Consider the following 24,152-nt stretch of genomic DNA (forward strand, 5'->3'; position numbering starts at 1 on the left):
GCAGGGTGCGTTCCACCGTCCGTCACACTGCGGCCGGCGTGGCCGGCGTCGGCTAATCTCGCATTATGGAATCGGTAGCAGACATCACCTTCCGCACACGCAAATGGGTGCGCCCCGAAGACCTCAATGCCAACGGCACGCTGTTCGGCGGGAGCCTGCTGAAATGGATCGACGAGGAAGCGGCCATCTACGCCATCCTCCAGCTTGGCAACGGCAGGGCGGTCACCAAGTACATCTCCGAGATCAACTTCGTGAGCTCCGCGGTGCAGGGCGACCTGATTGAGATGGGCCTGACCGCCACGCGGTTCGGCCGGACATCGCTGACCATGCGCGCCGAAGTCCGGAACATGATCACGCGGCAAAGCATCCTCACCATCGAGGAGATCGTGTTCGTGAACCTCAGCACGCAGGGCAAGCCCGAACCCCACGGCTACACCGAGATCACCTACGACCGCGACCGCATCCCCACCCACCACCTCACCGAGACCCTCGCCCAGGACTGATTCAGCCCGGGGACAGCCCGGAAGTTCACCTCGCGTTCAAGCCACGGGTGCACATTGTTGGGAAAGCCGGGCAAGACTCGAACGCCGAGGCCGTGTAGTTTATCGAATCGATAGCTATAAACGGTCCTAATCGGCATGAGCCGCTATAGGCTTGCCGGACAATGCTCCGGTTCCAGTTCAGAAATGGGTCTCAATCGTGCACAAATTCCAAACAATGGTTGCCGCCGCCGTCGCCGCAACCCTCCTAGCCGGCTGCGGTGCCGGCGCCGCCGCCCCCGACGCATCGAGTAGCTCACCCGCCGGGGGCGCATCCGGCGAAACGCTGGTGGTGTACACGAATTCCAACGGTGAGGGCCGCGGGGAGTGGCTGGCGAAGAAGGCTGCCGAAGCCGGCTTCAAAATTGAGATCGTGGGCGCCGGCGGCGCCGACGCGACCAACAAGCTGATTGCCGAAAAGAACAACCCCATTGCCGACGTCGCCTTCGGCCTCAACAACATGTACTTCGCCCAGGTGAAGGCAGCCGATGCCATCGAGCCCTATGAGCCGGCCTGGGCAGGCGAAGTGGACGCCTCGCTCGCCGACAGTGACGACGACAAGGCCTACTGGCCGCTCGTGAAGCAGGCAATCCTGCTCGGCTACAACTCTGACAAGATCACCGCGGAGCAGGCGCCGAAGGACTGGACGGACCTGTGGTCCAAGGACGAGTTCAAGACGCGCTATGAGCGGGTCACGGGGCTGGGTACCGCCACGGCGCAGCTGGTGTTCGCCGGCATCCTCTCCCGCTACAAGGACGATTCCGGCGATCTGGGCATCTCGGACGAAGGCTGGAAGCAGGTGGAGCAGTACTTCCAGAACGGCAGCCCGGCCGTCGCGAAAACCGACCTCTTCGCCCGCATCGCGTCGGGGGACGTGGACATGGGCCAGATGCCGTCCTCGATCGTGGCGGAACGCGAAAAGTCCTTCAAGGTGAACGTGGAAACCGTGGTGCCTTCCGTGGGAGTCCCGCTCGCGGTGGAACAGGTTGCCCTCGTGAAGGGGACGGACAAGAAGGAACAGGCGCAGAAGTTCATCGACTGGTTCGGCAGCGCTGACGTACAGGGCGAATGGGCGCAGCAGTTCAATTCCATGCCGGTGAACAAGAACGCCGCCGCCAAGGCCAAGCCCGAGGTGGTTGAGTTCTTCGACGGGCTCAAGCAGCAGGACATCGACTGGAACTTCGTGCAGGAGAATATGGGCGCCTGGGTGGAGAAAATCGAGCTCGAGTACATGACGTAGCCCTTCCCCAGCCTCAACAGCCCACAGACAGGTTTCCCATGATCCGCTTGGACAACATCGAAGTTTCCTTCGGCGATTTCATTGCCATCCCGCGCCTGGACCTCCACGTCCAACCGGGGGAATTCTTCACCCTGCTGGGCCCGTCGGGCTGCGGCAAGACGACGGCCCTGCGGACCCTCGCCGGTTTCATCGAACCGTCCGCCGGGACCGTCCATGTCGACGGCAGGGACGTCACGCGCCTGGCCAGCGATAAGCGCCAGGTGGGGATGGTGTTCCAGAACTACGCCCTGTTCCCCAGCATGAGCGTCCGGGACAACATCGCGTTCGGTCTCCGCGTCCGGAAGGAGAAGTCGGCCGAGAGCGACCGCCTGGTGCGCGATATCGCACGCCGCGTGGAGCTCAGTGATGAGCAGCTGGACAAGAACGTGGCGGAACTCTCGGGGGGCCAGCAGCAGCGCGTGGCAGTTGCCCGGGCACTGGTGTTGCGGCCCAAGATCCTGCTGCTCGACGAGCCGCTGTCCAATCTCGATGCGAAACTCCGGCACCAGCTAAGGCAGCAGCTCAAGGACCTGCAGAGCGAGTTCGGCATCACCACGGTCTATGTGACCCATGACCAGGACGAGGCACTGGCCATGAGTGACCGTGTGGCCGTTTTCAACAAGGGTGCGGTGGAGCAGATTGGCACTCCGCAGGCTATCTACGACCACTCCGCCACCGAGTTCGTATGCAAATTCATCGGTGACAGTTCCGTCCTGACCCCGGAGTTCGTCGCTGAACTGAACCGCCTGTCCGGCGCCGGCCTCCACACCGCGGCCAATTCGTACCTGCGGGTGGAAAAGGCGTCACTGACGCGTCCCGCGGCCAGCGGCACGGCAGCCAGCGGTACAGCAGCCGGCGGCACCGCCGTCGGGCTTGCCGGAGAGGTGGTGTCGCGGACCTACCACGGCCTCCACAGCCGCTACGTGGTGCGGAGCCACGGCGCCGACATCCGGCTGCTGGTCAAGGAGGACGGCGGCGCGCATCCCGCAGCAGGGGCGCAGACCACCGTGTACGTCCAGCCGGACCATGTGCTGCAGTACCACCCCGATACCGGCGTCGCCCTGGCAGCGCACGACCTGGCAGCGACGGATCAGGCAGGGCAGGACCAGGCGGCGCAGGATCAGGCGACGGCCATCCGATGAGTGGCACCCCAGCCAAAAGCATGCTCCGCTCCCCTTTCATCCTCATTGTGGGAGCGGTCCTGACATGGTTCATCGCTGCCTTCCTCGTCTGGCCCAACGCAAACGTGCTGATCGAAACTTTCTTCCCTGACGGGAACTTTTCGGGCCGGGCTGCGGAGAAGCTGTTTTCCTCCCAGCGCGCCATGAAATCCCTGGGCAACAGCTTCCTGCTGGCGGTGGCGCTTTCCATCACGGTGAACGTTGTGGGGATCTTCATCGTCCTTGTCACCCACTACTTCAGGATCCGAGGTTCCAGGATTCTGTTCCTCGGCTACGCCACCACATTCATCTATGGCGGCATCGTGCTGGCGGCGGGCTACAAGTTCATCTACGGCGAAAAAGGGATCGTGACCACGTTCCTGCTGACAATCTTTCCCGGCATGGAGCCCGGCTGGTTTTCGGGATTCTTTGCCGTTTTGGCGGTCATGACGTTCGCCACCACCACCAACCACATGCTCTTCGTCGCGAACGCCCTCAAAGGCGTCGACTACCAGACCATCGAAGCGGCCAGGAATCTCGGTGCTTCCACGTGGACCATCCTCCGCCGCATCGTGCTGCCCATGCTGAAACCCACGCTTTTTGCCGTCACCATCCTGTCTTTCCTGACGGGGCTGGGGGCACTCAGCGCCCCCCAGGTCCTCGGCGGACGCGACTTCCAAACCATCACCCCGATGATCCTCACGTTCACGAACAGCCCCACGTCCCGGGACCTGGCGGCCCTGCTCGCCGTCATCCTGGGCGTGGCCACGATCCTGATGCTCGCCGTGATGTCGCGTCTGGAAAAGGGCGGGACGTACTTCTCGGTGTCCAAGGTTTCGTCTGCGCTGCAGAAGCAGAAAATCACTAATCCGGCGGCCAACGTTGCGGTCCACGCCGCGGCTTACCTGCTGTTTGCCGTTTACACACTGCCCGTGGTGCTGATTGTGCTGTTTTCCTTCGCGGACGGAGCCGCCATCCAGGCCGGACGCCTCTCCCTGGACAGCCTCACTGTCGATAATTACGTGCGCGTGCTGACCCAGCCCTCGGGCCTCAGGCCTTTTGTCATCAGCGTTATCTACAGCGCCGTTGCTGCGGTCATTGCCGTCGGCGGCCTGCTTTTTGTGGCGCGGATCCTGCAGAAGCACAAGAACTGGGTGACTGCCGTGTTCGAGTACCTGCTGCACATCCCCTGGATCCTGCCGTCGGCTTTGCTGGCGCTCGGCCTGATCATCAGCTACGACCACCCCAACCCCCTGGTGGGCGGCGCGGTCCTCACCGGGACCACCGTCATCCTCCTCATCGCCTTCGTCACTGTGAAGATCCCCTTCACGCTCAGGATGCTCAAGGCGTCGTTTGCGTCGGTGAACTCATCACTGGAGGAGGCGGCCGCCATCATGGGGGCCAAAACGCTCTATGTGTTCCGCCGCATCCTGCTCCCGCTGGTCCTCCCCGCCGCCGCAGCCATCGCCGCGCTCAACTTCAACAGCATGCTGGACGACTACGACACCGCCATTTTCCTGGCGCACCCGCTGGTCCAGCCCCTGGGCCTGGTCATCAAGGCCAACACGGACGGCGCAGAGGGCGTGGACGGCGTTTCCAACACGTTTGTCTACACCGTGCTGCTGATGGTCATTACCGGGCTCACCATGTACCTCGTGTACGGGAGATCCGGCCGGCGACCCGGCGGGCGGGGCCGTTCCAAGGGCAGAAAGAACGGCGGGCCCCTTGCCGCGCCTGGCACAGCGGCCCCTGCTTTACCTGTTGTCGAAGCGCCGGATGCCAAGGCATCCGCGCCGAGCCCGGTGCCTTAGGCCTTCTCCGGGCTTCCACGACGGTCCCGTCGGCGGCGACCACTACGCAGACCGGCTGAGCCGCCCGGCCAGGCGGAGAATCCTGTCCCGGAGCGGCTGGGCGGATTCGGTGAGCACAAGCCGGGTCATTGCGGAAGATGCCACGCGCAAGGCCTGGCTGCGCAGGACGCGCCGCTTGTTGTACGCCTTCAGGGCTTCCGGAAGCGGCCGGGAATCGAGCAGTTCCGCCAGGGTGACGGCGTCAATCAGGGCCTCGCAGGCGCCGCGCCCCAGGTTGGGTGTCATGCCGTGCGCGGCGTCTCCCACCAAGACGGCGCCTTCCCGTGCGTAGCGTCCCAGGGCCGGCACGGTCCAGATGCGCTGGGCGAGGGTCCCGTCCGCTGTGGCCGCGGCCAGGACGCGGCCGACTCCGGCGGCCATCCCCGAAAAACGCCGGCGGGTGAGATCCAGTGCCGCCGCAACGTCGATGCCGCCCGGGCCCAGCTCCGACCGGTAGGAGGCATACCAATATGTCCGCTTACGGGAGGCCGGAGCTATGCCGAACAGTTCGCCGCGGCCCCAGTATTCGCCGCCCGCATCCCCGGGGACAGGTTCGCTGATGATGCCGCGCAAGGCGAGGTAAGGGCTGAGCCGCTCCCTGGACCGCGCACCCCAGCGTGCCCGGCGGACCACGCTGTGCACGCCGTCGGCTCCGACCAGCAACCCGGACTCGGGGAGCAACGTGACCGCCCCGAACACGCGGGATACGGACTCCGGCACAGCGGCGTCCAGGTGCCGCAGCAGGTCCGCGCGGGAAACACCGATTACGCCGGAAACCTCGGCACGTATCAGTGCCTTCCCGGATGCGTCCCGCAATGCCATGGCCTCGAATCCGGATCCTGCCGTCCGGATTGCCGGGAGGATCCCCACGGAATCAAGGGCCCGCTGGGCCTCCGGCCACATAGCCAGGGACGTTTCCACCGTTGGCAACGCGTTCCGCTGCTCGTGCACGGCCACGTCGAAGCGGTCCGGGTCAAGCGTCGCCGCAAGCGCCAGGCCGGCGATGCCGCCCCCAATGATGGTTATTGCTTCCATGGACCGATGTTATGCCCGACGACGGCCGTCGGGTTTAGCGGCTTAGGCGGACGGCCAGCCGGTGTAGGCCTCGGCCAGGTAGGCCTTGCCGTGGCGGGACGACACTACCGAGTTGAGCTCGCCCAGCTGCCGTGCGCGGGAAAAGTCGTCGGCGTCCGCCGGCGTGTGGAGCATGGACGTCATCCAGTAGGAGAACTGCTGGGCCTTCCAGACGCGCTCCAGGGCGCGGTCGCTGTAGGCGTCCAGCAGAACCGCGGAACCGCTCCTGTAGTAGCTTTCCAGCCCCTCGAACAGGACCTTCACGTCATGAATGGCCAGGTTCAGGCCCTTGGCGCCGGTGGGCGGCACGGTGTGGGCGGCGTCGCCGGCCAGGAAGAGCTTCCCGTGGCGCATGGGGGCGTGGACGAAGCTGCGGAATTTCAGCACCATCTTGTCGATGACGGGCCCCTCCTTGAGCTCGAAGCCGTTGCCGTTGACCCGGCTGCGGAACGCATCCCAGATGCGTTCCTCGCTCCAGTTGTTCACGTCCTCGTTGGGATCGCACTGGAAGTACATGCGCTGGACCGTCTCGGTCCGCTGGCTGATCAGGGCAAAGCCGTTGTCCGAGTTGGCGTAGATCAGTTCGTCGGAGCTGCGGGGCGCTTCAGCCAGGATGCCGAACCAGGCGAAGGGGTATTCGTGGAAGTACCACTTGCGGTGTGCCTCGGGGATCTGGAAGCGGCAGTGGCTTCGGGAACCGTCCGCGCCGGTGATGAAATCGGCCTGCAGTTCGTACTCCACGCCGTCGGCATCCGTGAACCAGACCTTGGGCTTGCCTTCGATGTCGTGGACAGTGGTGTCCGTGACGCTGTAGCGGACGTCGCCGCCGTCGGCCTCGCGGCGTGCGGCGAGGTCCATGAACACATCGGTCTGCGGGTATAGCCAGACGGACTCCCCCACCAGGTCCTTGAAGTCGATCCGGTGGCTTTCGCCGTTGAAACGCAGTTCAATACCGTCGTGCCGGTCCCCTTCCCGCAGCACGCGGTCCGAGACGCCGCTGTCCACCAGCATGTTCACGGTGCCGTGCTCCAAAATGCCGGCGCGGACCGTCTCCTGGATGTCCTGGCGGCTGCGGATTTCGATCACGGTGGAGTCGATGCCGGCCTTGGCCAGAAGGTGCGAGAGCATCAGCCCTGCCGGTCCGGCGCCCAGAATGGCCACCTGGGTGGTGATGATTGTGCGTGCTGCCATGGTGTTCCTCGCTTCGTTGCGGGCCTCCGACGGAAGGGTCCGGGGCCTGTGGGACCGTCTGGCTAACAGTGTGCGCCCCGGAGCGTGACCCGCGTTACAGTAATTCCGTTGAATGGAAGTCGGTGGTCACGCCCCTTATTCGGCGGCGGCATCCGCGGATTCGCCCAGACGGCGCCCGATCCCCCGGGCCGCGGTCTGCAGCGCAGGCACCAGCGCCTGCAGGCGCACCTCCCGCAGCGGAACCACGACGCCGAGAGCGGCCACCGTCCGCTTCTTGCGGTCCATCACCGGGACGGCGATGCCCCAGGTGTCCGGATCCACCACGCCGGCCAGCTGGGCGTAGCCCTGATGGGCTGCTTCTCCGAGCTGGGCCCGCAGTTCAGCCACGGACAGGCGGCCCGCGGGATCCGTGAACCCGTCCAAATATTCCGCTTGGACTGCGTGCGGCTGGTTGGCCATGAGGACGAGCCCGGCGGAGGACACGTGCACGGCCATCCGCCCGGCAACCTGCGCCCGGTTGGCCACCGATCCCCGCCGGGACAGCCGCTCCACAAAGAGCGCCTCCCAGCCGTCCAGCACCGCAAGGTTCACGTTTTGGTTCAGCACCTGCTGGATGTCCTCCATGAAGGGCATGGCGGCCTGGCGAAGTTCCAGGGTGGGGGAATTGCGGTTGACCAGCTCCCACAGGCGAAGCCCCAGCTGCACCGAGCCGCCGGAGCCGACATCCAGCAGGCCATGCCCGGCCAGCTGCCGGACCAGCCGGTGGGCAGTGGTGAGCGGCAGCCCGGACCGGGTGGCGAGTTCCGAGAGCGGCAGGACGTTGACGCCCTCCGGAAAGGCCGCAATAACGCGAACCACACGGTCCACCACCGAATCGCCCGAGCCCGAATTTGCCACACTTCCCCTTCCGTTGAATGGTTTGAAGTGTCCCATATAACACTGCCCAGTGGTACAAATCTCAGGACAGGGAACCTTTGGTCCCGGCCGGGGCAATGGAGAAACCACCGGCAAGCAATCAACGCTGAGGTAGCAATGTCAACGACGTCGTTGGAAAACAAATCACGCTGGCCCGTGTGGCTTTGCTGGCTGGCCATGGTCCTGGACGGATTCGACCTGGTGGTGCTTGGAACCGTCATCCCCACTCTTATCAAGACCCAGGACCTCGGCTTCGACGCCGTCGGCGCCACGTTCGCCGCAACAATCTCGCTGGTGGGCGTGGGCCTTGGTGCGCTGTTCATTGCGCCGCTCTCCGACCGCTTTGGCCGGCGGAACCTGCTGGTTGCCTGCGTGACCTGGTTCTCGATTTTCACCATTGCCGTGGTCTTTGCACCCAACGTGGCAGTCTTCAGCGTCTTCAGGCTGCTGGCCGGCCTTGGACTGGGCGCCTGCCTGCCCGCCGCGCTGGCCTACATGAACGATTACGCCCCCGCAGGATCCGCCGGCAAGTCGACCACCCGGACCATGACCGGCTACCACGCCGGCGCCGTGGCCACCGCTTTCCTGGCACTGATGGTCATCCCGGACTGGCGCGTCATGTTCGTGATTGGCGGCGTTGCCGGCTTTGTCCTGGTGCCGTTCCTCTGGTTCAAGCTGCCGGAGACGCTGCCCGCGGTCATTACCTTGCCGGCCGTTTCCAAGCCAGACGGCCAGGAAGCCGCCAGGGAAGCTGCCCCCGCCGTCGAAGAACGCGCCAGCTTTCGGGACCTCGGCAGGAAGCCATACCCTCTCGTGGCCGCCGGTGTTGCCGTCGCCTCGTTCATGGGCCTTCTGCTGGTCTACGGCCTGAACACCTGGCTGCCGCAGCTGATGTCGTCCGCCGGCTACACACTCAGCGCAGGCCTGTCCCTCCTGCTCGTCCTGAACGTGGGCGCCGTCGTGGGCCTCGTGGCTGCCGGCATCCTGGCGGACAAGCACGGAACCAAGAAGATCGTGCTCCTCTGGTTCGCGCTTTCCGCCGTCTTCCTCGCGGCGCTCAGCGTGAAGATCCAGAACGAACTGCTCCTGAACGCCGCCGTCTTCGTAACCGGGGTCTTCGTCTTCAGCTCCCAGGTGCTGGTCTACGCCTGGGTCAGCCAGCTGTTCCCGGCCCGGCTGCGCGGCACTGCCCTGGGCTTCGCTGCAGGCGTCGGGCGTCTCGGCGCCATTCTGGGCCCGGCCGTGACGGGTACGCTGGTGGCCGCCGGAGTCGCCTATCCCTGGGGCTTCTATGTCTTCGCGGCGGCGGCCGTGCTGGCGGTGGCGGCCCTGGTCCTGGTGCCGCAGGCGGTCACCGCAGCGGCCGGCAAGCGGACCGCCGTCGGGCCTTCCTAAAGACTGCTCCGGGACCTCTCAGGCGGCCAGGCGCTGCGCGCGGATCCCGGCTCTCAGCCGCCGCCAGACGGCGGGCGTGACCACTACGGCGATGCCGACGGCGGCGCCGATGACCGTTTCAACGATCCTGTCCCGCAGCAGCACTTCCGGGGCGGCGGGCGCCGCCAGCAGGGTGGAACTCAGGGCAAGCGGCCTAACGAACACCTGGGCCAGCACGTACTGCCGCGCGATGAACATTTCCGCGCCGAACTGGCACACTGCAATCACCAGGACCGTTTGCCACGGGGCGGGGTTCAGCAGGAGGACTCCCGCCAGCAGGATCAGGCCAAGGATGGTACCGATGATTCGCTGGATGCCGCGGGCCACGCGGGAGGAAATTCCGACCAGCAGGCAGAACACCGTGGTCAGGACCGAGGCGAGCATGCACTGCCACAGCGGCGGCTGGTGCGGGATCGAGGCGATGGCCGCGAAGGCGAAGATGTGGAACAACGAGCCGGCCGGCCGGTGCCGCCACCAGGCAATCACCAGTGAACACGCTCCGGCAACCACAGTGGTGGCCGCCATCTGCGACCAGGTGCTCGCGGCGTCCGACAGACCCAGCGACTGCCCCGCCCGTGCCGACAATGTGGCCAGCAGGATCACCAGCAGCATGAGGGACCCGGCCCGCACCTGGATGAAGAGCCGCTTGCGGTGCAGCTCCCCTCGCCCTTAGATTCCGGTGAAGGCACCGAAGGAAGCGAAGATCGCCAGGTCCATCCGGTCAATCAGGACCAGGATGATCAGCGGAACAAAGACGCCCACGGCGCACCGGACCGGACGTGATGGTCCTTGTTGCCGGGGGCAATCGTGAACATCTCGGCGAACAGCTTCACGTGGGGTCACGCCTTTCCATACGGTGCCAGTCTGACGGCGGCAGCGTTGGCGTCCACCCAAATCCTGCCTGGAGACGGCCGGTATTGGCGGCAGACGGGCAGGGCGCCCGCTCGGCGGAACGCGCTGCGGGCCGGCGGACTGGTATTGTCTATCGGTTAAATCCCAGACAGAAACGCATACCGGAGGCCCCCATGCTCAAAGGATTCAAGGATTTCATCCTTCGCGGCAACGTGATCGAACTGTCCATCGCCGTCGTCGTCGGCACCGCGTTCACGTCGCTGGTCAGCGCATTCACCACCAACATCGTGAATCCGATCATCGCCGCGGCAGGCGGTGTCCAGACCGAGGGGCTCGGGTTCCCCATCTGGCCCGGCAATGACAGGACCTTCGTGAACATCGGCGGGGTCATCACCGCCTTCGTGACATTCCTCATTACCGCGGCAGTGGTGTATTTCATCTTCGTGGCGCCCATGAACAAGATCAACTCGCTGGTGAAGAGCAGGCTGGCAACGGCGGAACCGGAGGAAGAGCCCATCCCTGCCGACACCGCACTCCTGGCCGAGATCCGGGACCTGCTGACCCAGCTCGCGGGCAGCGACAAGGAACTCACGACGGCAGGCGTCACCGGCTCGTCGTCCGGCACCGCCGGAGCCGGCACTTCCACGAAGGCGCCCGAAAGCTAGCGCTGGCGTCGGGTCTGATACTGACGTCCCGGCGGGTGCTGACGTCCCGGCGGATCAGGCGCTGGCCGCGTCCGTCCGCCGGAACCCGCCGTTCCACTTGCCGCGCCGCACGGTCACCGGAATCCCTGCTGCCGCGAGCCTGACCGAGCGGCACACGCGCGACTGTTCGCCCGGAGTCAGCTGATGGTAGACCGGCAGGACTACTGTCCTGTCTGTCAACCGTTCGGTCACCGACAGGTCCGCCGTGCCATAATCCCGGCCCCAATACTCAGGCTGCCGGTGGGCCGCCAGGATTCCGGCGCCCGCCGAGATCCCGTCGCGCGCCAGCCGTTCCAACAGCTCAGTCCGAGGCAGGGCGAACGACGGCAGCACTTCCAGCCAGAAAGACTGGAAATTGCTGGTGCCGTAAGCGGGGTCCCTGACGGGCCGCAGCCCCTCAATCCGGGCGAGGGCCAGCTGGTAGCTTGCGACAATTTCCCTGCGGTGGGCAACGGCTTCCTGCAGCCGGCCCAGCTGAACCAGGCCAATGGCAGCCTGCAGCTCGGTCATGCGGTATTCGACTCCGGGCTCGCTCGCGGCGCCATCACGCAAGTCCCGGGCCCGGCTTGCAAAGGCGTCACTTTGGGTGGTCAGCATGCCGCCTTCCCCGGTGGTCAGGACCTCGCACGAGTCGAAGGACCACGCTGTCAGCTCTGCCCCGGCTCCCACCGGACGGCCCAGGTACGTGGAGCCGACACCGCAGGCGGCATCCTCAATGACCGTGACGCCGAGGGGGTCGCACAGGTCCCGGATCGGCTCCAGGTCTACCGGCAGGCCGCCCTGGTCCACAACGATCACAGCCCGGGTGGCCGGCGTCAGGGCTGCCTCAATGGTCCTGCCGGACACATTGCCGGTGCCCGCCTCGACATCGGCAAAGACGGTCCTGGCGCCGAGGTGGCTGACGGCATTGGCGGCCGCGACTGAGGAGAATGAGGGCAGGACGACGTCGTCGTGCGGTTCAACTCCGGCGACCCTTAAGGCCAGACGGAGTGCCGCGTTACCGCTGGACACTGCGACGGCGTACGGGGCCTGCTGGGCGGAGCCGAAGGCCTCTTCGAACTGCCCCACGCGCGGTCCCTGGGCCATCCGGCCCGAAGCGAGCACCTGCACAACGGCGTCCGCCTCCTCAGGTCCGAGCCACGGCCTCATGACGCCGATGTGGCTAACCGCATGGTCTTCGCTGATGGTCACTGGATCCTCCCGCTCCTTAAACGGCATTAGTTATGCACCTTTCCATTCAACGCGCCATGCTTCGGCGCCGTCACGAGAGGCCTGTACGCGCATTTATCGCACGGGATACCGCCATTGAGGCGCAGAATACCCGCTTGGGAATCGTGATCCTGCCCTGGCGCCGCGGCGGTACTTGGATCGTTCGCCACGGAGCACCCCGGCGTTACCTGTACGGAAACTTCCACCAGAATTCGTGACGCAGCCGCAATCCTCCCGAAACAGGGCCCGGACATGATGTGAGTATGAAGCGCAAGGCACAGTCCCCCGAATCGGCCGACTTGAGCTGCGAAGTTTGCGGCCAGATGCCGGAACCCCCAAAAGCCCGGCTCACCCTGGCGAATGTTGCGGTGATGCTGCCTATTGAGCTCCTGGTGCATGCTGCCGTGGTGGAGACGCATCTCCCGTATGTGGCCAAGGTTTTGGTGCTCACCCTGACCGCCACAGTGCTGGTCATCTGGGTGGCCGAACCGTCCGCGGCCCGGATGCTGAGGGGTTGGCTGCACGCTCCCGCCCTCCGGCTCCGCAAAAGGCTCAATACGGCACCGGCCCTGTGGCGCGCCCGCGTCGTGGTGCGCGACGAGCCAGGGTCACTCCAGAAGTTGACGCAGGCGCTGGCACGGCTGGACACCAACATCCTCAGCATCCACATCCATCCGGTGGCGGGCGGCGTCCTGGACGAGTTCGTCCTGTCCGCGCCGGGGCATCTCGGCGAGCGCGAGCTGCTCGAGGCACTGCGCGATGGCGGCGGCCGGCACGCCCATGTCTGGCCCACCACCGCCCTGGCGATGGCTGACGGCCAGACCAGGGCCCTGAGCCTGGCCGCCCGGATTGCCGGCAATCCGGGCGAGCTCCCCCTCGCGGTGGCCGAACTGCTTTCCGCAAGGATCGTGCCAGCCTCCGTGGAGGGCCGTCAGGAATCTCCCGCTTCGGCCGACGCCGGGACGGTGCTGAAGATCCCGACGGCCTGGCACGGCCCCATCACGTTCTACCGGCCCGGCGAACCGTTTACCCCCGCCGAATCGGCACGTGCGCACCGCCTGGCCGAACTCGCCGAGATTTTGTCGCACAGCGACACCCGGTAACCGGGCCCGTCCCGCGGCCGAATTTAGGCGGGCTCCACGGGGAGGCACGGCGCTGCGGCGGGCTGCACAAGAAGGCAGTCACAATCAATAAATAGCCGCCGCACGGGCATTACCCGGAAAAACCCTTGACAGTGGCAGGGGTCACTTCTATCTTTGATTTTGGGATCCCAAAACGGGATCCCAAAAGTGATCACCTTCCCGGCCCCGTCCCCACGCACGGCGGGTCCCTCGGATCCGGCCCGGGACAGTGCGGCCGCCGCTCAATCCGGCCGCGGCCAGCCACAGCACCAGAGTCTTACCCCTGCCCGCAATCTTCCCCGTGAAGGAGAAGCTGTGTCTCTTCCAAGTACTGAAACATCCAATGCCGAGACCGATCCCGCCACTGTTCAGACCGCAGAAGGCCAACCCGGCAAGGACGGCGTGCAACGGCGCACCACCGTCCGCTGGAAGCTCTTCCTGCTGCTCCTCGTCCTTGTCGCCGTCAACTACATCGACCGCGGCTCCATCTCCGTTGCCCTCCCCATCATCCAGAAGGAATTCAACCTCGCCCCCGAACCCGTGGGCCTCCTGCTCTCCGCCTTCTTCTGGACGTACGCCCTCATGCAGATCCCGGTCGGCCTGCTGATCGACAAGTTCGGTCCGCGCAAGGTCATGACGGCCTCGTGCGTCGGGTGGGGTGCCGCAACGGCCGCGTCGGGCCTGGCCGGCGGCTTCCTGAGCATGTTCATCGCCCGGCTCGGCATCGGCGTCACCGAAGCCGGTGTTATGCCCGCCGGCGGCAAGCTCAATGCCATCTGGATGCACAAATCGGAGCGTGGCCGCGGTGCCACTATCCTCGACGCCGGTGCTCCCCTCGGCGCCGGGCTGGGCGGCATCCTCATCGCCGGGTTGATCGCTTCCACGGGCAGCTGGCGCACGGCGTTCATCATCGCCGGTGCCGCGACCGTCCTGATGGGCCTGGCCGTCTGGTGGTATGTCCGGGACAACCCGCGCCAGCACCGCGGCGTCAACACCGCCGAGGCCGAGTACATTGAGGCCTCCCACGCGGCAGAGGACGCCGAAGCCGAACTGGACGGCAGCAAGGGAAAGCGCGCCCTGCTCCCCTACCTGAAGTTCAGGTCGTTCTGGGCCATGTGCTTCGGCTGGCTGGGCTTCAACGGCGTGTTCTACGGCCTGCTCACCTGGGGGCCGCTCTACCTCGCCCAGGCCAAGGGCTTCGACCTGAAAACCATCGGCTGGTCCACCTTCGTGATCTTCGGGGCTGGCTTCGTCGGTGAGATCCTGGGCGGTGCCATCGCTGACAAGTGGCGTGCCGCCGGAGCCTCGGCCAACCGCGTCATGCGCACGCTGCTGGGCACCTCAAGCGTCGTGGTGGTGGGCGGCCTCATCGGGGTGACCGTCGTGGCGGACCCGACCACCGCCGTCGTTCTCCTCTCAGTGGTGATGTTTTTCCTCCGCTGGGTGGGACTCTTCTGGAGCATCCCGTCCATCCTGGGCGGGCGCACCAATGCCGGTGTGCTGGGCGGCGCGATGAACTTCAGCGGGAACATCTCCGGCTTCGTCACCCCCATCGCCGTCGGCCTGATTGTCGGCGCCACCGGCTCCTACACGTGGGCGCTGCTCTACTTCGTGGGATCCGCCATCATCATGGGCGTGTCCGTCCTGATGCTGGATTACAACAAGCGCCTGCCTGTCTAGGCCGGCCGTCCTAAGCTAGGCATCGCAGCACCTCCTCCCGGCGCCGGGAGCGCACAACCCATCAAGAACCCGAATGGAGCACCATGCTTGCCGCAGAAGAAACCCAGGACAAGGAACGCCCCCTCCGCGAGACTGTCCGGGACACGCTCCGCACCAGGATCTTCGAAGGGCATTACGCTCCCGGAACCCGGCTGGTGGAACGCGATCTGGCAGCGGAGTTCAATGTCTCCCGGCTGCCGGTCCGGGAAGCGCTGCGGATGCTGCGCCAGGAAGGCCTCCTCAGCGACCGGGGAGCCCGCGGCGCCGAGGTCAGCTCACTCAGCCCCAAGGACGTGGAGGATCTCTTCGATGTCCGCCAGTCACTGGAGGTGCTGGCCTGCCGGCTCGCCGCCGTCCGTGCGACACCGGAGGACCTTGGCTATCTTTCCGGACTGCTGGACGAGGCCGAACGCTGCCTCGCCAGGGGCGCCGTCATGGAAGCCCACCGGGCCAACAGCGAATTCCACGACGCCATCACCCGGATCGCGGACAACGGCTTCCTCAAATCCGCGCTGGAACCGCTGCAGGGCCGCATGCACTGGCTGTTCCGCCACGTCAGCGACCTGCCCGAACTGATCCAGGAGCACCGGGAGCTCTACGGCGCCATCGCCAGCGGCGATCCGGACCGGGCCGCCGCCCAGTCGGCGTCGCACATCGGCAAATACCGCGAACAGTTCCCCGACGACTTCCAGAAAACAGAACCCGCTCTTCACCGGAAGAAAAAATGAAACTTCTTGTCATCAACCCCAACATCAGCGACGACGTCACGGCGCTGATCGAATCGGAAGCCCTGCGGTCGGCCTCCCCGGGCACCGAGCTGGTGGTCCGCACCGCCGGGCACGGCGTCGAATACATCGAAACCCGCTTTGAGTCCCTGGTCGCAGCCGGTGCGGTCGCCGAGATCATCGCCGAATACACCGCGGAAACTTCCGGCGGCGGCGGGGCCGGTGCCGGTTCTTCCGACGCCGGCGCTGATGGCGCCTCGCGCGCGGACCGCATCGACGGAGTCGTCGTCGCGGCCTTCGGGGATCCGGGTATGCCTGCCCTGAAGGAGCTCACAGACGTCCCCGTCATCGGCATCACGGAAGCCGCACTGTGCGCCGCCGCCCTGCAGGGCCACCGCTTCTCCATCATCGCCATCTCAGACCGGATCCGGCCCTGGTACCTGGACTGCGTGGAGCGCTTCGGCCTCGGCGGCAGGCTGGCCTCCATCCGCTCCATCAACGAAAGCCTCAACGGCATCGGTTCCGTGCAACACGACTTCAAGAAAACGCTGCTGGCACTGAGCCGGCAGGCCGTCGCCGAGGACGGGGCCGACGTCGTGGTTCTCGCCGGGGCGCCCCTGGCCGGGCTGGCCCGCGAACTCCGTGGCCAGATCCCGGTTCCGGTGGTGGACGGCATCTCCGCCGGCATCCGCATGGCGGAGGCCGTGGTCGGACTGCAGTCCGGCGTGCACCGGGCCGGAGCGTTCGCGCCGCCGCCTGTCAAAGCCCGAAAAGGCCTCTCCGAAAACCTCGACGCCGCACTGGCGGCCGCCCAGTCTGCACCCGCCGTTTCAAAGAACTAGGAGGACAATGATGTCCCGCATTCCAGGCCTCGTCATCGCCCACGGCACCGTGGTGAACAGCTCCGGCCGCCGGAACGCCCACGTGGTGGTCCGCGACGGCCGCATTGAACAGCTCATCGACGCTGCCGAACCGGTCCCCGCGGCCGAGCGCACCGTGGACGCCACCGGCCGGCTGGTGGTTCCCGGCGGCGTGGACGGCCACTGCCACGTTGCCCAGGTGACCGGCCGCTTCCGCACCCTTGACGACTACCGCACCACCTCAACGGCAGCCCTCTGGGGCGGAACCACCACGATTATCGACTTCGGCATTCCCCGCGACGCCCAGGAAACCCCGCTGGCGGCCGTCCTGCACAAAAAGGAGCTGGCGCGGGAGTCCCGCTGCGACGTAGCCCTGCACGGTGCGGTGGTGAGCTGGGACGAAACCGTGCCGTGGCAGCTTGAGCAGCTGGCCGCGGAAGGCGTGCGCTCCGTGAAGATGTACACCACGAACCGCGGCACCACCATGGCGGACGGGGACACCATCCTGAAAGTGATGCGCGAGATGGTCCGGCTGGACGGCCTCACCTACATCCACGCCGAACACGATCCCATCATCAGCGACTGCACGCAGCAGCACGCCGACGACGGCAGGATCGGCATCGGGCACCTGCACCGGACCCGGCCTGAGCTGGCCGAGGAAATCTCGGTCAGGGAAACCCTGGCCATGGCCGAGTACACCAACGCCCCGGTTTACTTCGTGCACCAGTCCACTCCGGGCGCCGTCGACATGGTCACCGAGGCACGGGCCCGCGGCCAGGAGGCGTATTCCGAGACATGCCCGCATTACCTCACCCTGGATGACACGGTGTACGGCTCCGAGTTCCCCGAGTGGTATGCCTGCTGCCCGCCCATGCGCAGCCCGGAAACGGTTGCGGCGCTGAAGGTTCGGCTGGCCGGCGGCGCCATCCACACTGTTTCCTCCGACCACTCCTGCTACGACCTGTCACAGAAGCGCGAGCGCACGGACGACGTCCGCGCCATGCCGCACGGCCTTCCGGGCGTGGAAACCCGGATGCCTGTCACCTTCACGGCCATGGCTTCCGCGGGCAGTTCGGTGGAGGACTTCGTGGAGGTGTTCGCCGCGGGGCCGGCGCGCATCAACGCCGTTCCCGGCAAGGGAATCATCGCCGAGGGCTTCGACGCCGACCTGGTGATCTTCGATCCGGCTGAGGAACGAACGGTCGACGGCGCCGCGCTGCACATGGGCACTGATTTCTCGCCGTTCGACGGCCGGACGCTCACCGGCTGGCCCGCAGTTGTGGTGTCCGCCGGGCGTGTGGTGCTGGACAGCGACGGATTCCACGATCCCGGCGCCGTGGGGCGCTTCGTGGCCCGCACCGGCTTCCGCGAACACCTCGCGTCCGCCGCGGTTTCCGTCGCCGCCAGCACTCCCGTGACCGTTTCCGCGGCAAAGTAGGAGCAGCCATGCCATCCCCCGCACGCAAGACCCGCATCGGCATGATCGTGCCGTCCTCCAACACCTGCCTGGAGCCGCAGAGCTACCGGATCCTGGGCGACCGGGACGACGTCACCATCCACTTCACCCGGATTCCCGTCACCCGGATCGCCCTGGATGACTCCTCGGACAAGCAGTTTGATCCCGCTATCATGCGCACCGCCGCGGAGCTGCTGGCGACCGCCGACGTGGATGTCATCGCCTGGAACGGCACGTCCGGCTCCTGGCTCGGCGCGGACCACGACCGTGAACTGGTGGCCGAAATCCGGGACGCCACGGGCATCCCGGCAACCACGTCCACGCTCGCGTACCTGGCGGTTTTCGAGTCCTTCGGCACGGAGCGGATAGGGCTTTTCACGCCGTACACGGAGGATGTGAACCGCGCCATCATGGCCTCCTACGAGCGCGACGGCATCAAGACCATCGGCCACAGTGCCCTGGGGTTGAGTGACAACGAGTCGTTCGCCCGGGTCACGGACGACGAGATGCGGCCGGGGTCACTGGAGCTCGCGGCAGCCCGCCCGGACGCACTGATCTACCTCTGCACGAACCTGTACGGTGCCAACATCGCGGCGGAGGTGGAGGCAGAAACCGGTGTTCCGGTGCTGGACTCCGTGGCCGTGACGCTGTGGCACTGCCTCAAACTTGCCGGGTCCCCCTTGCTCGCACCGAGGTGGGGCAGGCTGCTGGCCGGGTAACCGTTCAGCAGCCTGCAGTTTCAGCAGCCCAGGCAAGAACGACGGCGGCACGCCCACTGGGAGCGTGCCGCCGTCGAACCTTTACGCCTGGTGCTCCGTCAGGACTGCGGGGCCGTCATCAGGATCTTCAGGGCGTTCGGTTCAATGCTGATGGCCAGGTGCTTCCCGGTGCCAACATGGTCGCCGTCCAGCTGGAATTCCTGTTCGTGCTCCAACGTGATCTCGGCGGTCTTTCCTTGGAAATACTCCACGGATTCCGTCTCGTTCTTTCGTCGGCCGAAGATGCCCGCCACCACGCCGAGCCAGCCCAGCCGTCCCTTCGGGGACAGGATCAGCAGGTCCAGCAGGCCGTCGTCGACCTTTGCATCGGGGAAAATTTCCACCCCACCCATGATCCGGCCGCAGTTGCCGATCATCACGCTGCGGATCCGCCGCCCGATGGGGCGCTGCCCGTCAACACTGACCTTGGCCTTCACCGGCTTGCCCGGCAGTTTGCGGATGCCTGCCTCCACATAGGCCAGCCAGCCCATCCGGTCCTTGAGCACATCAACAGTGTCGGCCATGATGGCGGCGTCGTAGCCCAGCCCGGCCATCACCAGGAACACCTGTTCGTCGTCCGAATGATCCAGCTTGGCCTTGACGACGTCCACCGTCCGTTCCGTGCCGTTCAGGACGTCGAACGCCGCGGCCACGGGGTCGGTGATGTCGACACCGAGGTTGCGGGCCAGCAGGTTGCCAGTGCCCAGCGGCACGAGGCCCAGGGGCACTCCCGTTCCAGCGAGCACCTCCGCCACGCAACGCACGGTACCGTCGCCGCCGGCCGCAATGACGACGTCGGCGCCGGCGTCCAGTGCCGCGCGCGCCTGCCCCTCGCCCGGGTCTTCGACAGTGGTCTCGAGCCACAGCGGCTCCGCCCAGCCCTGCGTTTCGCAGAGCCGGACCAGGGCGCCGCGGAGGTCGGCGCCGACGGCTTTGGCAGGGTTGACGACGACGGCGGCGAGCTTCGTGTTGGTACCGGTCCGGGCCGCCGGGGTGCCCGACGGAGCGCTGGTGTTCTCCGGCTCATTATTCTGCTGTGTCATGGCATCCTTCACGGGCAAATTTTTCGGGGGTGCTCCCACCGTGAAGCGTAGCCGAAATCCGTGTCTTGCTCCCCTTCCGGTGTGCGCGCCGCACGCCTAGGCTCAGCACCATGAACATGTCAGAGCCGGGCCCGGAGACCCAAGACCTCACCGTCCATGAATGCTGGAGCCACCTTCGTTCCGCTTCGGTGGGGCGGCTGGCGCTCATCAGCAACGGCAAACCTGAAATCTTTCCGGTCAACTACCTGCCGGATGAAGGCACGGTAGTTTTCCGGACCGGACCCGGCACGAAGCTGGAGGCTGTGCTCTCCGGGGAGCCGGTGGCTCTTGAAGCCGACGGGCTGAACATTTACGGGACCATAGCGTGGAGCGTGGTGGTCAAGGGGCCGGCGACGATTGTGCAGCCCGGCGAGGATGCTCCGGCTCAGGCCCCGTCTCCGTGGGAAGAGGGGGACAAGGACATCCTGGTCCGCATTACTCCCTCCGAGCTGAGCGGGCGCCGGTTCGTCATCGGCCCGCCCACCACGTGGTGGGGGCCGCTGGAGCCGGTCACTTTGCCGGGGCAGGCGGAGTAAGCCGGGGCCTGCTAGTGCTTGGCTGAGAGGTCCGCGGAAATCAGCCGGGCGGTCTCCACCGTTTCCTTGCGCACCATGTCCAGGTACGCCGTGGGGTCCGGTTTGGCGGCCACCGACTGGGCCTGCAGCGACACGTTGATGGCCGCCACCACCTTGGCTGGGCCGTGGTAAACCGGGGCCGCGATGGACATCAGGCCCAGCTCGAGCTCCTGGTCCAGGAGGCACCAGCCCTGTTCCCGGACCGTGTCGAGCGCGGCCACGAGGTCCTTCCTGGTGCCGATGGCCCGGGGCGTGAGGGGCTTGATCTCGGCCTCCGCAAGGTACTCCTGCAGTTTGGCCGGAGGCAGCGCGGCGAGCAGCACGCGGCCCATGGAGGTGGCGTACGCGGGGAAGCGGGTTCCCACCGTGATGCCCACGTTCATGATCCGGCGGGTGGTCACGCGGGCAATGTACGCGATGTCCCGGCCGTCCAGGACAGCGGCCGACGTCGACTCCCCCAGCCGGAGCGACAGTTCCTCCAGGTGCGGCTGGGCCAGCTGCGGCAAGGACAGGCCGGAAAGGTAGGCGTAGCCCAGCTGCAACACCTGGGCCGTCAGGGCGAAGGTCTTCCCGTCCGTGCGGACGTAGCCCAGCTCCACAAGGGTGTGCAGGAAGCGGCGCGCGGTGGCGCGGGTAAGGTCGGTCCGTGCAGCCACCTCGGTCAGGGTCATCACCGGGTGGTCCGTATCGAAGGCGCGGATCACGGCCAGGCCGCGCGCCAGGGACTGGACGTACTGGTCACTGGCCTGGGGCGCAGAGGAGGGCCTGGGCGCGGTCTCTGCTGCTGCGTCGGTCATGGACACCAATCCTATTAGCCCGCCCGGTCCTCCCGTGAGCGCGAACGGGCACTTGAGGCCCTCCCCCTGGGGCTTAAGTGTCCGTTCGCGCTGGAAGGTTGGGGCTTAAGTGTCCGTTGGCGCTGGAAGGTTGGGGCTTAAGTGTCCGTTCGCGCTGTGGTAGGGGTTAGCGCTCGACGGCGGGGGCTGCTGTGAGGGGGACCGGCACCAGGGCCTGGAGCTCCTCGAGGGTGCAGCCGAAGGTCTCGCGGACCTGGACGCCGTCCGGGCCCGTGAGGAAGACGGCCTTGTCGGTGTACACGCGGGTCACGCAGCCCACGCCGGTGAGCGGGTAGGTGCACGCCTCCACCAGCTTGGACGCGCCGTCGCGGGTCAGGAGCGTCATCATCACAAAGACGTCCTTCGCACCGGTGGCCAGGTCCATCGCCCCGCCTACGGCGGGAATGGCATCCGGTGCACCGGTGTGCCAGTTGGCGAGGTCGCCGGTGGCGGAGACCTGGAACGCGCCCAGGACGCAGATGTCCAGGTGCCCGCCGCGCATGATCGCGAAGGAGTCGGCGTGGTGGAAGTAGGACGCCCCAGGGAGTTCGGTCACGGGGATCTTTCCGGCATTGATGAGGTCCTCATCAATCTCGTCGCCCTTGGCCTCGGGACCCATGCCGAGCATGCCGTTCTCGGTGTGGAGCGTGATGTCCTGCTCCGGCTCGAGGTAGTTGGAGACCAGGGTGGGCTGGCCGATGCCCAGGTTCACGAACGAACCCGGCTTGATGTCCTTCGCCACGAGCCGGGCCAGGTCGTCGCGGCCCAGGGGCGTCCCGCTGGTCTGGATCGATCCGGTCTCACTGCTTGTCTGCGCGCTCATCTCAGGCCACCTTCACAATGCTGTTGACGTAAATGCCGGGGGTGACCACGTTCTCCGGGTCCAGTCCGCCCACCGGCACGATCTCCGATACCTGGGCGATGGTGTGCTTGGCCGCGGCAGCCATGATCGGGCCGAAGTTCCGGGCCGTCTTGCGGTACACGAGGTTGCCCTTGCCGTCGGCCTTGAGTGCCTTGATCAGGGCGACGTCGGCGTGGATGGGGGTCTCGAACACCTGGCCGCGGCCGTCGATGATCCGGGTTTCCTTGCCCTCGGCCAGCATGGTGCCGTAGCCGGTGGGGGTGAAGAACCCGCCGATCCCCGCGCCGGCGGCCCGGATCCGCTCGGCCAGGTTGCCCTGCGGGACGAGTTCAAGTTCGATCTCCCCGGCCTTGTACTTGGCGTCGAAGTGCCAGGAGTCAGACTGCCGCGGGAAGGAGCAGATCATCTTCTTCACCCGGCCTTCCTTGATGAGCAGGGCCAGGCCCTGGTCGCCCTGCCCGGCGTTGTTGTTGACCACGGTGAGCTCCCGGGCCCCACAGTCCATCAGCGCGTCGATCAGTTCGAACGGCTGGCCGGCGTTGCCGAAGCCGCCGATCATCACGGTGGAGCCGTCCTTGATGCCGGCGACTGCCTCGCCGACGGTGTCAATGAAATTCAGCATGATCAGCCCTCTCTCTTATGCCGCAGCGCCGGCAGTGACGTTTTCGAGCACGACGGCAAGGCCCTGGCCGACGCCGATGCAGATGGCGGCGACGCCCCAGCGCTGCCCGGAGGCCTGCAGGGACCGGGCCAGGGTGCCCAGGATCCGGCCGCCGGAAGCACCCAGCGGGTGGCCCATCGCGATCGCGCCGCCGTGCCGGTTCACAATCGAATGGTCGATGCCCCAGGCGTTGACGCACGCCAGGGACTGCGCGGCGAACGCTTCGTTAAGTTCGACGGCGCCCACCTGGTCCCAGCCGATGCCCGCCTTCGCGAGGGCCTTGTTCGCGGCCTCCACCGGGGCGTAGCCGAAGTACTGGGGGTCGTTGGCGTGCGCGCCGCGCCCGGCGATCCGGGCCAAAGGTTCCATCCCCAGCAGCCCGGCGGCGTTCTCCGATCCGATCCAGGCCGCGGAGGCGCCGTCGGACAGCGGGGATGCGTTGCCTGCGGTGACGGTGCCGTTCTCGGTCCGGAACACGGTCTTGAGTCCGGCGAGTTTCTCGGCCGAGGATCCGGCGCGGATGCCCTCGTCCCGGACCAGGTCCGTGCCAGGCACCGGGGTCACCAGGTTGTCGTAGAAGCCCTCGTCCCACGCCGCGGCGGACAGGTTGTGGGAGTTGGCCGCGAACTCGTCCTGGGCCTCGCGGGTCACGCCGTACTTCCCGGCCAGCCGTTCGGTGGCCTCGCCCAGGGAGATGGTCCAGTCCGTCGGCATGGCCTTGTTCACCAGCCGCCAGCCCAGCGTGGTGGATGCCAGCGTCATGTCCCCTGCCGGGTAGGGCTTCTCGGTCTTGGGCAGCACCCACGGCGCGCGGGACATCGACTCGGCCCCGCCGATCAGCATCAGCTCGGCGTCCCCGGCGTTGACCTGGCGCGAGGCGATGATCGCCGCGTCCAGGGAGGAACCGCAGAGCCGGTTGACCGTGGTGCCCGGGATGGAGACGGGCAAACCCGCCAGCAGGGTGCCCATCCGGGCGATGTTGCGGTTCTCCTCGCCGGCGCCGTTGGCGTTGCCGAAAACGACCTCGTCGATCCGCTCCACATCGAGCTTCGGGGCGCGCTTGACGATCTCGCCGATCACGTGCGCGGCAAGGTCATCCGGGCGGACACCGGCCAGGCCGGAGCCGAACTTCCCAAAAGGCGTGCGAACAGCGTCGTACACAAAAGCCTGATTCATAATGCTCCTCTGATTCTGTCTGGGCTAAAAGCTTCGGGAAAACGCGGGGATCCAACGGTCCCAACTAGGTCGCAGTTAACGTCGTCATTCGCGCGAATGACGACGTTAACTGCT

At 66.4% G+C, this 24,152-nt stretch carries 22 protein-coding genes and 1 pseudogene; 13 read left to right on the top strand and 10 right to left on the bottom strand.

The window, feature by feature from the left end; genetic code table 11:
- The first annotated feature begins 65 nt into the window (after positions 1 to 65).
- From J2S97_RS13200 to J2S97_RS13215, 4 genes are all read left to right on the top strand, one after another.
- Complete coding sequence (locus J2S97_RS13200; protein WP_307050131.1) at positions 66 to 503, top strand: acyl-CoA thioesterase; 438 nt, start codon at positions 66 to 68, stop codon at positions 501 to 503.
- A 196-nt stretch (positions 504 to 699) separates the two neighbouring features.
- A complete protein-coding gene (locus J2S97_RS13205) occupies positions 700 to 1,779 on the top strand; it encodes an extracellular solute-binding protein (protein WP_307050134.1) in 1,080 nt (359 codons plus the stop codon).
- A 38-nt stretch (positions 1,780 to 1,817) separates the two neighbouring features.
- Positions 1,818 to 2,960: an ABC transporter ATP-binding protein gene (locus tag J2S97_RS13210; protein WP_307050136.1), complete on the top strand. Its 1,143-nt coding sequence runs from the start codon at positions 1,818 to 1,820 to the stop codon at positions 2,958 to 2,960.
- Positions 2,957 to 4,789: an ABC transporter permease gene (locus J2S97_RS13215; RefSeq protein WP_307050138.1), complete on the top strand. Its 1,833-nt coding sequence runs from the start codon at positions 2,957 to 2,959 to the stop codon at positions 4,787 to 4,789. The genes J2S97_RS13210 and J2S97_RS13215 overlap by 4 nt, the downstream gene beginning before the upstream one ends.
- A gap of 42 nt (positions 4,790 to 4,831) precedes the next feature.
- Here the strand turns inward: J2S97_RS13215 and J2S97_RS13220 are convergent, their stop codons facing one another.
- The 3 genes from J2S97_RS13220 to J2S97_RS13230 all read right to left on the bottom strand — a co-directional run bounded on the left by J2S97_RS13220 (position 4,832) and on the right by J2S97_RS13230 (position 7,990).
- Positions 4,832 to 5,863: an FAD-dependent monooxygenase gene (locus tag J2S97_RS13220; protein WP_307050140.1), complete on the bottom strand. Its 1,032-nt coding sequence runs from the start codon at positions 5,861 to 5,863 to the stop codon at positions 4,832 to 4,834.
- A gap of 42 nt (positions 5,864 to 5,905) precedes the next feature.
- Entirely contained in the window at positions 5,906 to 7,093 is a 1,188-nt protein-coding gene (locus J2S97_RS13225; protein ID WP_307050142.1) for a 4-hydroxybenzoate 3-monooxygenase, read from the bottom strand.
- Positions 7,094 to 7,228: 135 nt separating this feature from the next.
- Entirely contained in the window at positions 7,229 to 7,990 is a 762-nt protein-coding gene (locus J2S97_RS13230) for an IclR family transcriptional regulator (RefSeq protein WP_307050144.1), read from the bottom strand.
- Between the two features lie 135 nt (positions 7,991 to 8,125).
- On the opposite strand from J2S97_RS13230, the gene J2S97_RS13235 reads away from it, so the two are divergent.
- Entirely contained in the window at positions 8,126 to 9,403 is a 1,278-nt protein-coding gene (locus tag J2S97_RS13235) for an MFS transporter (RefSeq protein ID WP_307050146.1), read from the top strand.
- A gap of 18 nt (positions 9,404 to 9,421) precedes the next feature.
- Here the strand turns inward: J2S97_RS13235 and J2S97_RS13240 are convergent.
- Positions 9,422 to 10,275: pseudogene (locus J2S97_RS13240) on the bottom strand (FUSC family protein).
- 192 nt (positions 10,276 to 10,467) lie between these two features.
- Between J2S97_RS13240 and mscL the strand changes: the two are divergent.
- Positions 10,468 to 10,959 carry a large conductance mechanosensitive channel protein MscL gene (gene mscL / locus J2S97_RS13245; RefSeq protein WP_307050148.1) on the top strand — a complete coding sequence of 164 codons (492 nt, stop codon included), beginning with the start codon at positions 10,468 to 10,470 and terminating at the stop codon, positions 10,957 to 10,959.
- Between the two features lie 54 nt (positions 10,960 to 11,013).
- Here the strand turns inward: mscL and J2S97_RS13250 are convergent, their stop codons facing one another.
- Positions 11,014 to 12,189 (bottom strand): DegT/DnrJ/EryC1/StrS family aminotransferase, encoded by a 1,176-nt coding sequence (locus J2S97_RS13250; RefSeq protein ID WP_307050150.1) that lies wholly within the window; start codon positions 12,187 to 12,189, stop codon positions 11,014 to 11,016.
- 281 nt (positions 12,190 to 12,470) lie between these two features.
- Here J2S97_RS13250 and J2S97_RS13255 point away from each other — a divergent pair, with 281 nt between their 5' ends.
- The 6 genes from J2S97_RS13255 (at position 12,471) to J2S97_RS13280 (ending at position 18,807) form a co-directional block, all read left to right on the top strand.
- Complete coding sequence (locus J2S97_RS13255; protein WP_307050152.1) at positions 12,471 to 13,310, top strand: ACT domain-containing protein; 840 nt, start codon at positions 12,471 to 12,473, stop codon at positions 13,308 to 13,310.
- A gap of 333 nt (positions 13,311 to 13,643) precedes the next feature.
- Entirely contained in the window at positions 13,644 to 15,008 is a 1,365-nt protein-coding gene (locus J2S97_RS13260) for an MFS transporter (protein ID WP_307050154.1), read from the top strand.
- Between the two features lie 83 nt (positions 15,009 to 15,091).
- The gene (locus J2S97_RS13265) at positions 15,092 to 15,775 is read left to right on the top strand and encodes a GntR family transcriptional regulator (protein ID WP_307050156.1); all 684 of its coding nucleotides are present in this window, start codon (positions 15,092 to 15,094) and stop codon (positions 15,773 to 15,775) included.
- Positions 15,772 to 16,614 (top strand): aspartate/glutamate racemase family protein, encoded by an 843-nt coding sequence (locus J2S97_RS13270; RefSeq protein ID WP_307050158.1) that lies wholly within the window; start codon positions 15,772 to 15,774, stop codon positions 16,612 to 16,614. Before J2S97_RS13265 ends, J2S97_RS13270 begins: the two co-directional genes overlap by 4 nt.
- A 10-nt stretch (positions 16,615 to 16,624) precedes the next feature.
- Positions 16,625 to 18,070 (top strand): amidohydrolase family protein, encoded by a 1,446-nt coding sequence (locus J2S97_RS13275; RefSeq protein ID WP_307050160.1) that lies wholly within the window; start codon positions 16,625 to 16,627, stop codon positions 18,068 to 18,070.
- A gap of 8 nt (positions 18,071 to 18,078) precedes the next feature.
- A complete protein-coding gene (locus tag J2S97_RS13280) occupies positions 18,079 to 18,807 on the top strand; it encodes a maleate cis-trans isomerase family protein (protein WP_307050162.1) in 729 nt (242 codons plus the stop codon).
- 98 nt (positions 18,808 to 18,905) lie between these two features.
- Here the strand turns inward: J2S97_RS13280 and J2S97_RS13285 are convergent, their stop codons facing one another.
- Complete coding sequence (locus tag J2S97_RS13285; RefSeq protein ID WP_307050164.1) at positions 18,906 to 19,889, bottom strand: diacylglycerol/lipid kinase family protein; 984 nt, start codon at positions 19,887 to 19,889, stop codon at positions 18,906 to 18,908.
- Positions 19,890 to 19,999: 110 nt separating this feature from the next.
- On the opposite strand from J2S97_RS13285, the gene J2S97_RS13290 reads away from it, so the two are divergent.
- Positions 20,000 to 20,464 (top strand): pyridoxamine 5'-phosphate oxidase family protein, encoded by a 465-nt coding sequence (locus J2S97_RS13290; RefSeq protein WP_307050166.1) that lies wholly within the window; start codon positions 20,000 to 20,002, stop codon positions 20,462 to 20,464.
- Between the two features lie 11 nt (positions 20,465 to 20,475).
- Here the strand turns inward: J2S97_RS13290 and J2S97_RS13295 are convergent, their stop codons facing one another.
- From J2S97_RS13295 to J2S97_RS13310, 4 genes are all read right to left on the bottom strand, one after another.
- The gene (locus tag J2S97_RS13295) at positions 20,476 to 21,300 is read right to left on the bottom strand and encodes an IclR family transcriptional regulator domain-containing protein (protein ID WP_307050168.1); all 825 of its coding nucleotides are present in this window, start codon (positions 21,298 to 21,300) and stop codon (positions 20,476 to 20,478) included.
- A 166-nt stretch (positions 21,301 to 21,466) separates the two neighbouring features.
- Positions 21,467 to 22,162 (bottom strand): 3-oxoacid CoA-transferase subunit B, encoded by a 696-nt coding sequence (locus tag J2S97_RS13300; protein ID WP_307050170.1) that lies wholly within the window; start codon positions 22,160 to 22,162, stop codon positions 21,467 to 21,469.
- A gap of 1 nt (position 22,163) precedes the next feature.
- Positions 22,164 to 22,823 carry a 3-oxoacid CoA-transferase subunit A gene (locus J2S97_RS13305; protein WP_307050172.1) on the bottom strand — a complete coding sequence of 220 codons (660 nt, stop codon included), beginning with the start codon at positions 22,821 to 22,823 and terminating at the stop codon, positions 22,164 to 22,166.
- Between the two features lie 15 nt (positions 22,824 to 22,838).
- Positions 22,839 to 24,038 (bottom strand): thiolase family protein, encoded by a 1,200-nt coding sequence (locus J2S97_RS13310; protein ID WP_307050174.1) that lies wholly within the window; start codon positions 24,036 to 24,038, stop codon positions 22,839 to 22,841.
- Between the last annotated feature and the right edge of the window lie 114 nt (positions 24,039 to 24,152).

Origin of the sequence: Arthrobacter oryzae, from assembly GCF_030812315.1 — a bacterium.
GTDB lineage: Bacteria > Actinomycetota > Actinomycetes > Actinomycetales > Micrococcaceae > Arthrobacter > Arthrobacter oryzae_B.

Coding starts and splice junctions, on each gene's coding strand:
- J2S97_RS13200 (WP_307050131.1), top strand. CDS start 66: ATGGAATCGGTAGCAGACATCACCTTCCGCACACGCAAATGGGTGCGC.
- J2S97_RS13210 (WP_307050136.1), top strand. CDS start 1,818: ATGATCCGCTTGGACAACATCGAAGTTTCCTTCGGCGATTTCATTGCC.
- J2S97_RS13215 (WP_307050138.1), top strand. CDS start 2,957: ATGAGTGGCACCCCAGCCAAAAGCATGCTCCGCTCCCCTTTCATCCTC.
- J2S97_RS13220 (WP_307050140.1), bottom strand. CDS start 5,863: ATGGAAGCAATAACCATCATTGGGGGCGGCATCGCCGGCCTGGCGCTT.
- J2S97_RS13225 (WP_307050142.1), bottom strand. CDS start 7,093: ATGGCAGCACGCACAATCATCACCACCCAGGTGGCCATTCTGGGCGCC.
- J2S97_RS13235 (WP_307050146.1), top strand. CDS start 8,126: ATGTCAACGACGTCGTTGGAAAACAAATCACGCTGGCCCGTGTGGCTT.
- mscL (WP_307050148.1), top strand. CDS start 10,468: ATGCTCAAAGGATTCAAGGATTTCATCCTTCGCGGCAACGTGATCGAA.
- J2S97_RS13255 (WP_307050152.1), top strand. CDS start 12,471: ATGAAGCGCAAGGCACAGTCCCCCGAATCGGCCGACTTGAGCTGCGAA.
- J2S97_RS13265 (WP_307050156.1), top strand. CDS start 15,092: ATGCTTGCCGCAGAAGAAACCCAGGACAAGGAACGCCCCCTCCGCGAG.
- J2S97_RS13270 (WP_307050158.1), top strand. CDS start 15,772: ATGAAACTTCTTGTCATCAACCCCAACATCAGCGACGACGTCACGGCG.
- J2S97_RS13275 (WP_307050160.1), top strand. CDS start 16,625: ATGTCCCGCATTCCAGGCCTCGTCATCGCCCACGGCACCGTGGTGAAC.
- J2S97_RS13280 (WP_307050162.1), top strand. CDS start 18,079: ATGCCATCCCCCGCACGCAAGACCCGCATCGGCATGATCGTGCCGTCC.
- J2S97_RS13285 (WP_307050164.1), bottom strand. CDS start 19,889: ATGACACAGCAGAATAATGAGCCGGAGAACACCAGCGCTCCGTCGGGC.
- J2S97_RS13290 (WP_307050166.1), top strand. CDS start 20,000: ATGAACATGTCAGAGCCGGGCCCGGAGACCCAAGACCTCACCGTCCAT.
- J2S97_RS13295 (WP_307050168.1), bottom strand. CDS start 21,300: ATGACCGACGCAGCAGCAGAGACCGCGCCCAGGCCCTCCTCTGCGCCC.
- J2S97_RS13300 (WP_307050170.1), bottom strand. CDS start 22,162: ATGAGCGCGCAGACAAGCAGTGAGACCGGATCGATCCAGACCAGCGGG.
- J2S97_RS13305 (WP_307050172.1), bottom strand. CDS start 22,823: ATGCTGAATTTCATTGACACCGTCGGCGAGGCAGTCGCCGGCATCAAG.
- J2S97_RS13310 (WP_307050174.1), bottom strand. CDS start 24,038: ATGAATCAGGCTTTTGTGTACGACGCTGTTCGCACGCCTTTTGGGAAG.